This is a genomic window from gamma proteobacterium symbiont of Lampromicra miyakona, assembly GCF_059730895.1.
Genome location: NZ_AP035933.1, coordinates 79,263 through 91,398, shown reverse-complemented (window position 1 = coordinate 91,398; position 12,136 = coordinate 79,263). Strand labels below are relative to the sequence as shown.

Sequence of the window (12,136 nt, the reverse complement as noted above, 5' to 3'; positions counted from 1 at the left end):
CAGAAAGGCGCAAAGAGGGAATGAGGGCGTGCAGTGACCCTGGTTCCACATCCCTACGCCGGTATTAGCCGGATCAGGTTCAGAGGGTCACTACGTTGCCGGCCGTGACAGCCGCGCGGGTAGAATCTCAGCCCTCTAACAGGGCACCCCTTGGAACAAGCTGCATTCTGGGGTCGGAACGGAGGGCGTGTCAAGGCGGGAAGGCGCAGAACCCCCCGCTTCAGCAACGCGATTATTAACGTGCAATATCACTCACAGGAGCGCGATCAGCCCGGCTGACGCAGGCAAAGCGATCGCTGAGCAGCGGATAGTTTTGCGCATCCGGCAGTTCAAAGTGCCACCATTCGGTGGGCATCCCGACAAAACCGCCGCCGAGCATGATGGCGTTCAGCAACAGGCGATGGCGCTGCGCCTGCTGCGGCACGTTGGGATGGAACGGGTGCGACTCAGCAGACATGTCGTCAAACCCGGTCCCCATTTCCAGAATGTTGTCCGCCTCATCCACCAGCGTCACATCGATCGCCACGCCGCGGCTGTGATTCGAGCCCCGCGCCGGTGGCACCACATAATCCGCGTCCGGACAGGCATCCCACAAGTGCCACTGCGCCTGCTGCGGACGATACGCGTCCAGCACCAGCAGGCGAAATCCCGCCAGCCGGGCGATATCGCAGCTGCGGCGCAGCGCGGCGGCGGCATCCGGATGCAGCAGCGCCTGCGCGTCGCGATAAATGGCATACCCGGCGATGTTATCGGCGGTGGCGTATTTCAGATCAAACATCAGGCCCGGCAAGGTGGCAGCCAAATCGATTAATTCAACGTCCTGCACTGTACATCATCCTGTTAATTGTTAGCCGGCAGCGTAAATGGCTGGCGTGGCAGCGTGGTGAGTCGCTCTGCGCCCTGTGCCGTGACGCGCACGGTTTCACTGAAGGCGAGGCCCTGCGCTGAAATATACATGTGAAATACCATGTTTTCCTCAAGTAACCACGGCGCCTGAGGATGAAAACAGCAACTGAAATCGCTTGGACGCGGGGTGCGCGTATACAGACCCAGCGCATAACCGGTGATGTTGCTGTAATCCTCACGCAGCCCGGCGCTGAGCACCGCCTCACGCGCGACGGCATCCACCGTGCAGGCCGCTACGCCCGGCTTCATCGCCCGTAGCTGGCGATCCTGAATGGCGATCAGCTGTTGTGCCAGCGCCGCGCGCGCCGCAGAGATTTCACCGACAATCAGCGGACGCATCAGGCGCGCGCTGTAGTGCCGCACTTTAGGGATCAGCTCAACGTGCATTACATCGCCCGGTTGCAGATGCTGCTCATGGCCGCTGGCATGCAAAAATCCGCTGTCGCCGCTGGCGATAACAATCGGTCCGGTTTCACCGCTGTCAGCACCGAGCCGCAGAAATTGTGCCGCCGCCAGCGCGGCGACATCACGCACGCGCCAGCCGCCCTGCACCTGCGCACTCAGCTGGGCCAGCGTGGCATCGGCAATGCCGGCGGCCTGGCGTAAGCTGGCGATTTCAGCCTGAAATTTAACGCTGCGCAGCCGGTCGCTGAGGCCGCTGACATCACACCAGCGCACCCCGGGCAGATGGCGCGCCAGCTGCTGCCAGCTGTGTACCGTCATGCCGTAGGATGCATAATCCGCGCCCAGCCGCGCCCGCTGATAGCCGCGCCGCGTCAGGCTTTGCGCCACCGCCAGCCACGGATCGTCTTCATCACGGTACGCGTCAATCGCCAGCTGCGGTGACTGCGCGCGGCACGGCGCGGCATCCAGCTGGCGCAGCACCATCCACGGTTCGTCCTGCAACGGCACCAGACAGGCACGATAACGCGTTTCCGACACGGTATAACCGGTTAACCATGCCAGCAGTTCGCCATGATCGATCAGCATCACCTCGATGTCGGCGGCGCGCATGGCGCTGCGCAGCCGTGACAGCGCGTCGGCGATCATGACGCCGATTCAACCGGCTGGCAGATGTCGAGGATGGCCAGCAAATAGATGCGCACCATATCGAGAAACTCACTGATCTCGACGCGCTCGTCCGGCATGGTGTTGTACTTGCCGCCGGGCCCGCACACGATGCCCTCCATGCCCGCATGCTGATACAGGTGCGCCGCATCGGTACCGTAGAAGGCGGGCGGCGTGATCACCCCGGTGGGCTGCGGCGTGCCGCGCACGGTCTGCCAGCCGCGATTGACCGCTTTAACGATTGGCGATTCCGGCGACACCTCAAACGGCAGCATGGTGGGTTTATCGCGCAGGCCGTCATCGAACAGCTGCGCCTGCAGACCCGGATAGCGCTGGCACAGTGCATCCAGCAGGGCCTGCAGATCGGCCAGCACACCGTCCACTGTTTGCCCCGGCGCAAAGCGGGCGGAGCCTTTCAGGCGGACAAAATCCGCGACCTGCGGCGGCCGCCACTCCTGCAAATCACGCCCCAGCGCACCGTGTACGGTGCCAATATGGCCACGGTTAATTTTGCGGTGTTCTGCACTTTTCGCTCCGCTGAAAGTGATGTTATTGATCTGCGGAATCAGTTCGACCGCCGCCGCAATCGCGTCGACCGCCTCCTCACGCTTTGACAGATGGCGCGTATCGCCGGTCAGTTCAATGGTGAACATCAGCGAGCCGGCATGCATGGTCAGCGCCTGTAAATCCGTGGGTTCGGCATTGATGAAATAGTCGGCGCGTACGCCCTGCTCAATCGCCGCCAGCGTACCGATGCCGCCCTGTAACTCGCCGACCACGTATGTGAGGATCACGTCGCCCCTGAGCTTCACGCCGGCATCAATCAACGTCTTCAGCGCGCAGAAATAGGCGGCATCGCCCGCTTTCATGTTAGAAACGCCGATACCGTAAATAAACTGATCGTCGATTTTTCCCGCCCAGGGATCGACGGTCCAGCCTTCGGTGACCGGGTTAGTATCAAGATGACCGTTGAACAACAGGCTGTGGCCGCCTCCGCTGCCGGCCAGCCGCCCGATGGCGTTCAGCCGATCGCCGGCCACCGGCTGCAGTTCCGTCTCCAGCCCCAGCTGCGCCATCTGTTCTGCCATATAGCGGGCTAATTCGCGCTCGCCCTCGGTGGCACTGTAACTTTTGTGCTGCACCATTTTTGCCAGGAAAGCGAGGCAGTATTCACGATCGATGTGATGAATTAACTCTTCAGGGTTCATGCGCTTCTCGTTATGCCACGGATTGGGTCAGATCAGGGATGTGCACGGCATCAAGCAGTGCACGGGTGTAAGGATGCTGTACCTGCGCCCGCATATTCTCGCCGGGCAGCACTTCCACCACATCGCCGCGATACATCACCGCCACGCGATGAGCGATCTGGCGGATGAGATTGAGATCGTGGGTGATGAACAGATACGCCGTGCCGTAGCGACGGCGCAGCTCCAGCAGCAGCTCAATAATGGTGGCCTGCACCGACACATCCAGCGCCGCCGTGATTTCATCGCAAATCACCAGGTCCGGCGGGTTAGCGAAGGCGCGCGCAATCGCCACGCGCTGTTTTTGCCCGCCCGACAGCGCGTGCGGATAGCGGCTGGCAAATTCCGCGGGCAGCCGCACTTCCTGCAGCAGACGCGCCACCGCCTGCGCCTCGCTTTCTCCCGGTGGCAGTCCATACAGCCGCAGCGGACGCGCGATGATTTCGCCGACGGTCATGCGCGGATTGAGTGACGCGTCCGGATGCTGAAAAATCATTTGCACACGGCGGCGATACGCCGGGTCCATCTGCGCGCGGCCATATAACGTCGCGCCGCAGAAGTCGATGCTGCCAGTGAACGGCACCAGACCGGTTATCGCCTTACCGAGGGAAGATTTACCCGAACCGGACTCGCCGACCACGCCGAGAATTTCGCCCTGATGCACCGTCAGCGAAACCGCATTGGCGGCCCGCGTCGTGTTCGCCTCCCGTTTCAGCAGCCGATCGAGCACGCCGTGCTGGCCATAATCAATCGTCAGCGCCTGCAGGCTGAGCAGCGGCTGACTGCCGGCCGCATCCGCGACCAGCCGATGCTGCGGATCCGGCACCGCGGCAATCAGTTTGCGCGTATACGCATGCGCGGGTGCGCTGAACAGCGTGCGCGTCGCGGCCTGTTCGACGATGCGGCCCTGCTCCAGCACGCACACCCGGTCGGCCACTTTCGCCACCAACGCCAGATCGTGTGAGATATACAGCGATGCGACGCCGGTCTCGGCGCGCAGTCGCTCGTAAAGATCGAGGATTTGCGCCGAGCTGATGACGTCCAGCGCTGTGGTCGGCTCATCAAAAATCAGGCAGTCCGGCTGGCAGGCGAAGGCGGTAGCGATCAGGATGCGCTGCTTCTCACCGCCGGAAACCTGATGCGGATAGCGCTGCATCATGCGTGCCGGGTGCTTCAGCTCGACATCGCGCAGCAGCGATTCCCCCAGCTGCTGCGCTTCGCGCGCTGACAGCCCACGATGACGGCGCAGCACTTCGGTGACCTGTTCACCCAGCGTCAGCGTCGGGTTCAGCGACGCGCTGGGATCCTGAAAAATCATGCCAAGCTTTTTACCGCGCAGCGCCATCAGTTGGTGCGCTGGCAGCTGCAGCAGGCTTTCGCCGTTCAGCCGGATATCACCCGCCTGCTCGCGTGCGTTACTGGCCAGCCAGCGCATGATCGCCCAGCCAAGGGTGGTCTTGCCGGAGCCGGATTCCCCCACCAGCCCCAGCACTTCGCCCGGCATCACCTGCAGGGTGATATCGCGCAGTACCGGCAGTGAATGGCCGCGCGCTAACGCATAATCGAGGCTGTAATTGTCCACCGACAGCACCGGGTTGTGCGGACTCTTCATTTGTGGCTCCCTGGATTTAGGACATCACGCAGGCCATCGCCCAGCAGGTTGAAGCCAATCGCCACCAGCGCGATAGCCAGACCGGGGATCATCATCATCCACGGTGCTTTAAAGAAATAACTGCGCGCCTCGGACACCATCAGCCCCCACTCCGGCTCGGGCGGCTGCGCGCCGAGGCCGAGAAAGCTCAGCGTGGCAAACAGCATGATGGCAAACGCCACGCGAATGGTGGCTTCCACGATGATCGGCGCGAGTATGTTCGGCAGCATTTCGCGCAGAATGATGTAGTAACCGGCTTCGCCGCGCGCAATGGCGGCGCTGATGTAGTCCTGCTGACGCGCCGCCAGCGCCACGCTGCGCGCAATGCGCACCATGCCCGGCACGAAGGCGATGGTGATGGCCAGCACGGCGTTCATGCTGCTCTGCCCCAGGGTGCTGACAATCAGCAGCGCAAACAGCAGGCTGGGAATCGCCATCACCGCATCCATGGTACGCATCAGGAACTCATCCACTTTGCCGCCAAGGTAGGCGCTGGCGGTGCCCAGCACCGAGCCAATAACCATCGCCAGCGCGGTCGCCAGCAGCGACAGCAAAATGGTGGATCGCGCGCCGACCAGCACCCGGCTAAAAATGTCGCGCCCCAGCTGATCGGTGCCGAACCAGTGTTCCGCGCTGGGCGGGCGGTAACGCGTCAGGATGGAGATCGCTTCCGGATCAAACGGTGCCACGTGCGCGCCGCCCGCAACCATCAGCAGCGCCAGCAGCAGAATCAGCACACCCGCCGCACCCTGCGGCGAGCGCAGTAATCGTTTCAGTATTTCAGGCATAGGAAATCCGCTTATCGAGCATGACGTAGGCCAAATCCGCAAGGAAATTCACCACGGCATAGGTTGCCGCGAGGATCATCACGCCGGCCTGAATGGTGGGCAAATCGCGCGCCTGCACCGCGACGATCAGCTCCCGGCCAATACCGGGAATGGCAAAAATCTCCTCCACCACCACAATCCCGCCCAGCAGATAGCCGACGTCGAGCGCCACAATGGTGATGGTGGGCAGCAGGCCATTACGCAGCGCATGGCGCCACAGGATGCGCCGGCGCGACAGGCCTTTCAGCCACGCGGCGCGAACGTAGTCGGTGTGCAGCACGTCAACCATTTCTGAGCGCACCATACGCGAAACGTGTGCCACCAGAATCAGCGCAACGGTGATCGAGGGCAGGATCAGGTGCTGAATACCGCTGATAAAATTTTCGCTGAGCGGCACGTAGCCGGTGGCGGGCAGAATCTGCCACACATCGGCAAACAGCAGCAGCACCAGCGTGGCGGTGACGAATTCCGGAAACGAGATGCCCATGTACGAGATCACGCTGACCAGCACATCGGCGGTCTTACCGCGCCGCACGGCCGCCCAGATGCCGAGCGGAATGGCGATCACCAGCATCAGCAACAGGGCGCACAGCGCCAGCAGCAGCGAGCGCGACAGCGCCGTCAGCAACGTTGGCCCGACCGCCAGGCCATTGCGCATTGACACGCCAAAGTTGCCCTGCAGCGCCTGCGTCAGCCAGTGCCAGTATTGCAGCCAGGCGGGCGCATCCAGCCCAAGCCGCGCCCGCACCGCCGCCAGCGCTTCCGGCGTGGCGTTTTGTCCCAGCAGCGTGACCGCGGCATCGGCGGGCAGCAGCTGAGTGATGCCAAACACCAGCAGCGACACCACCAGCAGCGTGTAAATCATCAGCAGCAGGCGTTTAAGCAGGTAACTTGCTGTCACGGTCGCTCCTTACAGGCTGCGCTTTGGCGCGTTAGCGGTCAGCCAGACATGATCGAGGCGGAACACCGCACCGCGCGGATGCAGATAATAGCCCGCCACGTGCTCACGACTGGCAGCCAGCAAATCAAAGAAGGTCGGGATTAACGAGGGCACCTCATCGTGCATCAGCTGCTGCGCTTTGCCGTACAGCTGGCTGCGCAGCGTTTCGTCATTGGTTTCGCGCGCCGCCATCACCGCACCGTCGAAAGCCGCATTGTTCCAGCGCGTTTCGTTCCACGCCGCCGTTGAGGTATAGAGCAGAGAAAACACCGCATCTGGCGTCGGCTGCATATTGTAAAAGCCGACGTAGAAATTGCCCTTCTTCCACACCTGATCGAGATAGGTGCTGTGCGCCATGGTCTGCACATTGATACGGAAACCGCCCGGTTTCGCCATCTCCCGCAGGGCAATTCCCAGTTGGGTGCGGGTTGACGGTTTGTCTGAGGCGACAAGCGTTAAATCGAGCCCATTGGGATAACCGGCCTCCGCCAGCAGCGCTTTGGCTTTGCTGTAATCCAGCGCTTTTTGCGTCAGCTGCGCGTAATACGGATAAGCGGCGTTGATCGGCGTGTCGTTACCCGGCGATCCCAGCCCGTCTGCGACAAAATCCACCGATGCCTGGCGGTCCACGCATAACGCCAGCGCCTGGCGGACGCGCACATCACTAAACGGCTTTTGATCGCAGCCCATGTTGACGTTAAGAAACTGGCCGGACGCCACGCGCAGCGGCAGCACGCCCGCCGATTTGGCTAAGCGGGCGAACTCGCTCGACTGCGCACTCAGCATCAGATCGGTATCGCCGGCAATCAGCGCGGAGCTTTCAGCGATAGCGTCGGGATACACCACTACTTCCACGCCATCCAGATATGGCCGCGTGGCGTCGTAATAGTGCGGGTTGCGTTTCACCACGATTTTGCGTTCCGGATCGTAAGACACCAGCTGGAACGGCCCGGCCCCCAGCGAGGCGCTACTCAGCTTGTCGTACTGCCCCTGCGCGATATGCGCCGGGATGATTTTGGCATCCGGATAGGCCAGCATCACCGGCAGATCGGCATAAGGCGCCTCGGTCTCAATCAGGATGGTGTTGTTGTCTTTGGCGCTTACCGTTTTAATCGGGCCGATGTTGTGCAGCGCCGGTGAGGCGTTTTTCGGGTCCAGCAGCGCCTGCAGGCTGGCGACCACATCCGCTGCGGTGAGCGGCGAACCGTCGCTGAAGCGCAGATCGGGCCGCAGGGTGAAGGTCCACTGGGTTAAGTCGTCGTTCGGCTGCCAGGACTGCGCCAGATCGGCTTCCGCTTTCATCGCCTGCGTCAGGCGGGTTAAGCCGCTGTACAGCAACTCTGCCACCAGATATTCCGGATTAACCCGCACCTGATGGGGATTGAGCACGCTGACCGCCTGGTCAACGCTGATGCGCAATACGCCACCTTTACGCGGCGTGCCGCCCGGGGTCGCGCTGGCAACGGCGGCAGCCGAGGCACTGAATGACCAGGGCAGCAGCGCCGCTCCGGTCAGGGCGGTTGAACTGGCGATAAACTGTCTGCGGTTTAACCCTTTCATGGCGCACATCTTCTGTTCCTCGTTGGTTTATTAATTACCCTGGGTTGGCTGAAAATCATTGGCGAGATACGCCAGAATCGACTGCGAAAGTGCAATAACATCTGCCATCGTGGTGTATTCATCGGCGGCATGAATGCGGTTATCGGGACGGGCAAGTCCGCCCAGCAGAATTTCCTGAATGCCGGCCTGCTGTACCCAGCCCATATCCGAGCTGGTGGCGGATCCCCAGGCTTTGAATTCTGCTGGCGGGAAGCCGAAGCCCTGGCTGAGCGCCGCCTGCCAGCGCGGCCAGTGCGGACCGGTGGGATCGGCGACTGGCGCCAGATGGCCAATCAGTTGCAGCGTGACGTCGCTGGCGGCGCTGCCCTGCATCGCCTTATCCACGCACTGCGTCAGCTCCTGCCACACGTCGGCAAACGGCTCTTCCGGTGCATAACGGCGATTAACCAGCAGCTCGAAGCGTTCCGGAATGGTGGAGCCTTTACTGCCGCCGTGCGCGGCGGCCAGCGTAAGTAAAGCGGTGAGCGGCTGGCCCTGATAGTGCGGCGGCGCGGGCATTGCCGAAACCCGCTGTTCCACCTCGCCTTTCAGCTGATACAGCGCATTCATCAGCGGAAGCGCGGCCTCAATGGCGTTAATACCCTGCAGCGGATCGCCGGAGTGCGCCGAGCGGCCGCTGACGATAATTTTGATATCGACACTGCCAAAGCAGCCGGCCCAGATGCGCGGCACCGCGCCGCCGTTGAAGCTGAGCAGGTGACCGTGAAATAACTGCTGCTCCGCCAGATAACGAATACCGGGATAAAGGCCGCCCTCTTCATCGGTACAGAGTAAAAACACCGGGTTATAGCGCAGGCTGAGCTGATAGCGCTGCGCGGCCCGTACCGCAGCCAGCGCGGCCACGATGGTGCCTTTCATATCCGCGGTGCCGCGTCCAAACAGCTTGTTTTCCGCCACGCTGAGCGCCAGCGGCGGAAAGCGCCAGCCATCGCCGGCCGGAACCGTATCGGTGTGAAAGTAGAGATTGCAGTTTTCAGCCGCGCCGGCATCCAGCGCGGCCAGCAGATTCACCCGCTCGCCCTGCGCGCTGCCGTCCGGCGTCTGCCACAGCGCGTCGGGCACCGAAACGCGCTGCAAATCAAAATGCATCGGCTGCAGCATCGTGCTCAGCAGGTCGGCGAATGCTGCGTAACCCAGTCCGGGCGGGAAGCAGGTATCCACCGCCAGCATGCGTTGCAGATCGTCAAGAATCTGCGCCTGATCGTCGGCGATATAGGTCAGAGCGCGCTGTAGTGATGAATTTTCCTGCATAAACTGTTCACTTATTGTATTTCTATATAGTTTATAGATAATGCAAATGAACAGCTGGGGTCAATCGGTAATCGGAAACATGCAAAAAAACTATGACGCGCACGACGTTCCTCAATTCAGTCGCCTGAACGAAGGCGAAGGCGCTCCGCTGTACGAAGTAGTGAAGCGCCATATCAGTGAATCCATCCTGCAGGGCGAACTGCCGGCGGGCACCATTTTGCCCAGTGAAAACAGTCTGGCGGCGAAGTTCGGTGTCTCGGTCGGTACGGTGCGCAAAGCGCTGGCGGCGCTCACGACGGAAGGGATGCTGATGCGCCGGCGCAAAACCGGCACGGTGGTGACCGGCTGGGCGCCGCTGCATAACCTCAGCCATTTCTTTCACTATTTTCGTCTGCATGACAAATCGGGCGGTTTGCTGCAGTCGGAAACGCGACTGCTGGAGTATCAGCACAGCCGCGCCAGCGCCGACGAGGCCGATAAGCTGCAGATCGCACCAGGTGACGCAGTGATTCGCCTGAAACGCCTGCGCCGGGTGAAGGGCATTGCGGCCATGCATGAAACGCTGGTGCTGCCCGCCGCGCGTCTGCCCGACTTTCCACCGGCGGAACAGCTACCGCAGTTGCTGTATCGTTACCTGTTTGAGCAGTACGATGTGCGTGTTGCGGCGGTACGCGAGCAGATCAGCGCCACGCTCGCCACGGAAGAAGATGCCAACCTGCTGGAACTTGCTCTGCCGCACGCGGTGATGGTGATCGATGAGGTCTCATTTGATCAAAGCGCCACGCCGGTGATTCTTGCGCATCACCGTTTTAGCACTGAACACTTTATGTATGTCAATGAGATACGCTGATTACGTAGATGTTTTACTGTAAGGTGTTTCAGATGCGCATCGACGCGCACCTTATTAATTTGCACCAAAACGTAGCGAACGTTGTGAATAACAACCGCTAAGGTGATCTCACTGAACAGGACATTTCCCATGGCAGCACGGCAGCACCATTACCAGATTCACCTTCGCTGGAGCGGCAATCGCGGCGATGGCACAGCTTCTTATACCGCTTACGATCGTGACAGTGAATTACAGGCACCCGATAAACCGCCCATTTTGCTGAGTGCCGATCCGGCATTTCGTGGGGATAAAACGCGCTGGAATCCTGAGGAATTGCTGCTGGCGTCTGCGGCGGCCTGCCATAAGCTGTGGTATTTACACCTGTGCGCCGATGCCGGCATTGTGGTGGAGGAGTATGAAGATGCTGCCGAAGGGAATATGGTCGAGGGGGCGCGTGGACGCTTTACCGATATCACGCTGAAGCCGCGCATCAAACTGCGCGACCCAGCGGATGCCGATCGCGCGCGGGCATTGCATCATCAGGCACACGAAGCCTGCTTCATCGCTAACTCGCTGAATTTCCCGGTAAACTGCGATCCTGAGTTTTTCTGATTATGATGCGCGGGCCAGCGGCGTTTGCCACAGTCGCACGCCGTTGCGCCCGGCGCGCTTCACTTCATACAGCGCTTCATCCGCATGGCGCAGCCAGTCGCTTAACGATTCGGCGCTGACCGCAGGCGCAATACCGATACTGACCGAGCAGCGGAACTCTGCCGAGGCCGGTAAGCGCAGCTGGGCAATCTTCTCTTTTAGCCTTTCGGCCAGTTCCACCACGGATTCATCGCTGGCCTGATGCACGATGACACCCAGCTCATCGCCGCCAAAGCGCGCCGGAATGTCCTGCAGCCCGACATAGTTGCGCAGCAGCGCCGAGATCTCGGCCAGCAGAAAATCGCCCGCCTCATGACCCCAGCTATCATTGACCACTTTGAAGTGATCGACATCCAGCAACAGCAGATAGCCGCTGCTATCGCCGCGCCGCGTGCTGAGAAATTCACTCTCCAGCCGCCGCTCAAACAGGCGACGGTTAGGAATTTTCAGGCCGGGATCCATCAGCGCGATGCGCTCCAGTTCACGGTTGCGGGTGCGTAAATGCCAGGTGAGATTGTAGGAAGCCACGCTGAGTACCAGCATATAACAGGTGGCCAGCGGCAACGTCAGCCAGACGGTTTGCGTGCTGAACGCCAGATGTACGCTGGTGCCATCCAGCAGCCACACCATAATAAACCCGCACAAAAATGCCTGTATGGCGGCAATCAGCTGCGCGCCGCCGCCAGCGGCATAGCGATCCGATGCCAGCACCGCCATGATGACAAAAGAGGGCATCGGGCTTAACGCCATCAGCGCCACCCAGATTCCGCCAAAGGCGGCATCCAGCGTCAGATTCTGGCGTTCGGTACCGGTTGAGTCTTCAGCACGAAGCGCACGCTGATACGCCAGCCATGGCCAGAAAAAGGCGTTCACAAACAGCAGCGCACTGAATGCCAGTCCGCGCTGCATTTCCAGCAACACCGAGAGAATCGGAAAGAAACAGAGGATCGTGCCGAGCTGACGCATGATGAACATACGACGAACGAAGCGTTTTGACCGGCGCTTCAAATGGTTTTCATCAGGCGAGTAGTAATTCATTCACGGGAAAATTCAGGTCGACAAAAATGGCAGTGTATCGGGAAAAAGTCGCCCTGCGGCGACTTTTTTTAAGAATTTTCGCCTTGCACATTGGCGCACACGCAAATAACA

General features: G+C 60.8%; 11 protein-coding genes and 1 riboswitch. Of the genes, 2 read left to right on the top strand and 9 right to left on the bottom strand.

All coding sequences use genetic code 11. The annotated features are described in order from the left end of the window. Positions 1 to 31 precede the first annotated feature (31 nt). A riboswitch (TPP riboswitch) is annotated at positions 32 to 161 on the bottom strand. 74 nt (positions 162 to 235) lie between these two features. The 8 genes from ddpX to AC6I8P_RS19875 are packed head-to-tail and all read right to left on the bottom strand — an operon-like array spanning position 236 to position 9,507. Then, the gene (ddpX, locus tag AC6I8P_RS19910) at positions 236 to 826 is read right to left on the bottom strand and encodes a D-alanyl-D-alanine dipeptidase (protein ID WP_021508726.1); all 591 of its coding nucleotides are present in this window, start codon (positions 824 to 826) and stop codon (positions 236 to 238) included. A gap of 14 nt (positions 827 to 840) precedes the next feature. After that, the gene (locus AC6I8P_RS19905; protein WP_058758664.1) at positions 841 to 1,956 is read right to left on the bottom strand and encodes a M24 family metallopeptidase; all 1,116 of its coding nucleotides are present in this window, start codon (positions 1,954 to 1,956) and stop codon (positions 841 to 843) included. Continuing rightward, a complete protein-coding gene (locus tag AC6I8P_RS19900; protein WP_241798085.1) occupies positions 1,953 to 3,182 on the bottom strand; it encodes a M20 family metallopeptidase in 1,230 nt (409 codons plus the stop codon). The genes AC6I8P_RS19905 and AC6I8P_RS19900 overlap by 4 nt, the downstream gene beginning before the upstream one ends. Positions 3,183 to 3,192: 10 nt before the next feature. Then, on the bottom strand, positions 3,193 to 4,830 hold the full coding sequence (locus tag AC6I8P_RS19895; protein WP_481658113.1) for a dipeptide ABC transporter ATP-binding protein: 1,638 nt from the start codon (positions 4,828 to 4,830) through the stop codon (positions 3,193 to 3,195). Then, entirely contained in the window at positions 4,827 to 5,657 is an 831-nt protein-coding gene (locus AC6I8P_RS19890; protein WP_058781361.1) for an ABC transporter permease, read from the bottom strand. Before AC6I8P_RS19890 ends, AC6I8P_RS19895 begins: the two co-directional genes overlap by 4 nt. Next, positions 5,650 to 6,597: an ABC transporter permease gene (locus AC6I8P_RS19885; RefSeq protein WP_021508731.1), complete on the bottom strand. Its 948-nt coding sequence runs from the start codon at positions 6,595 to 6,597 to the stop codon at positions 5,650 to 5,652. Before AC6I8P_RS19885 ends, AC6I8P_RS19890 begins: the two co-directional genes overlap by 8 nt. 9 nt (positions 6,598 to 6,606) lie before the next feature. Then, positions 6,607 to 8,205, bottom strand: a complete 1,599-nt coding sequence (locus AC6I8P_RS19880; protein ID WP_241798087.1) for an ABC transporter substrate-binding protein — start codon at positions 8,203 to 8,205, stop codon at positions 6,607 to 6,609. Positions 8,206 to 8,226: 21 nt separating this feature from the next. After that, positions 8,227 to 9,507 (bottom strand): M20 family metallopeptidase, encoded by a 1,281-nt coding sequence (locus AC6I8P_RS19875; protein ID WP_394521950.1) that lies wholly within the window; start codon positions 9,505 to 9,507, stop codon positions 8,227 to 8,229. Between the two features lie 79 nt (positions 9,508 to 9,586). Between AC6I8P_RS19875 and AC6I8P_RS19870 the strand changes: the two genes are divergently transcribed. After that, the gene (locus AC6I8P_RS19870) at positions 9,587 to 10,357 is read left to right on the top strand and encodes a GntR family transcriptional regulator (RefSeq protein WP_241798089.1); all 771 of its coding nucleotides are present in this window, start codon (positions 9,587 to 9,589) and stop codon (positions 10,355 to 10,357) included. 129 nt (positions 10,358 to 10,486) lie between these two features. Continuing rightward, positions 10,487 to 10,948 carry an OsmC family protein gene (locus AC6I8P_RS19865; RefSeq protein WP_058770475.1) on the top strand — a complete coding sequence of 154 codons (462 nt, stop codon included), beginning with the start codon at positions 10,487 to 10,489 and terminating at the stop codon, positions 10,946 to 10,948. Here AC6I8P_RS19865 and AC6I8P_RS19860 read toward each other — a convergent pair whose 3' ends face one another. Beyond that, positions 10,949 to 12,025, bottom strand: a complete 1,077-nt coding sequence (locus AC6I8P_RS19860; RefSeq protein ID WP_021508737.1) for a diguanylate cyclase — start codon at positions 12,023 to 12,025, stop codon at positions 10,949 to 10,951. Positions 12,026 to 12,136: the final 111 nt, after the last annotated feature.

Coding starts and splice junctions, on each gene's coding strand:
- AC6I8P_RS19905 (WP_058758664.1), bottom strand. CDS start 1,956: ATGATCGCCGACGCGCTGTCACGGCTGCGCAGCGCCATGCGCGCCGCC.
- AC6I8P_RS19900 (WP_241798085.1), bottom strand. CDS start 3,182: ATGAACCCTGAAGAGTTAATTCATCACATCGATCGTGAATACTGCCTC.
- AC6I8P_RS19895 (WP_481658113.1), bottom strand. CDS start 4,830: ATGAAGAGTCCGCACAACCCGGTGCTGTCGGTGGACAATTACAGCCTC.
- AC6I8P_RS19890 (WP_058781361.1), bottom strand. CDS start 5,657: ATGCCTGAAATACTGAAACGATTACTGCGCTCGCCGCAGGGTGCGGCG.
- AC6I8P_RS19880 (WP_241798087.1), bottom strand. CDS start 8,205: ATGTGCGCCATGAAAGGGTTAAACCGCAGACAGTTTATCGCCAGTTCA.
- AC6I8P_RS19875 (WP_394521950.1), bottom strand. CDS start 9,507: ATGCAGGAAAATTCATCACTACAGCGCGCTCTGACCTATATCGCCGAC.
- AC6I8P_RS19870 (WP_241798089.1), top strand. CDS start 9,587: ATGCAAAAAAACTATGACGCGCACGACGTTCCTCAATTCAGTCGCCTG.
- AC6I8P_RS19865 (WP_058770475.1), top strand. CDS start 10,487: ATGGCAGCACGGCAGCACCATTACCAGATTCACCTTCGCTGGAGCGGC.
- AC6I8P_RS19860 (WP_021508737.1), bottom strand. CDS start 12,025: ATGAATTACTACTCGCCTGATGAAAACCATTTGAAGCGCCGGTCAAAA.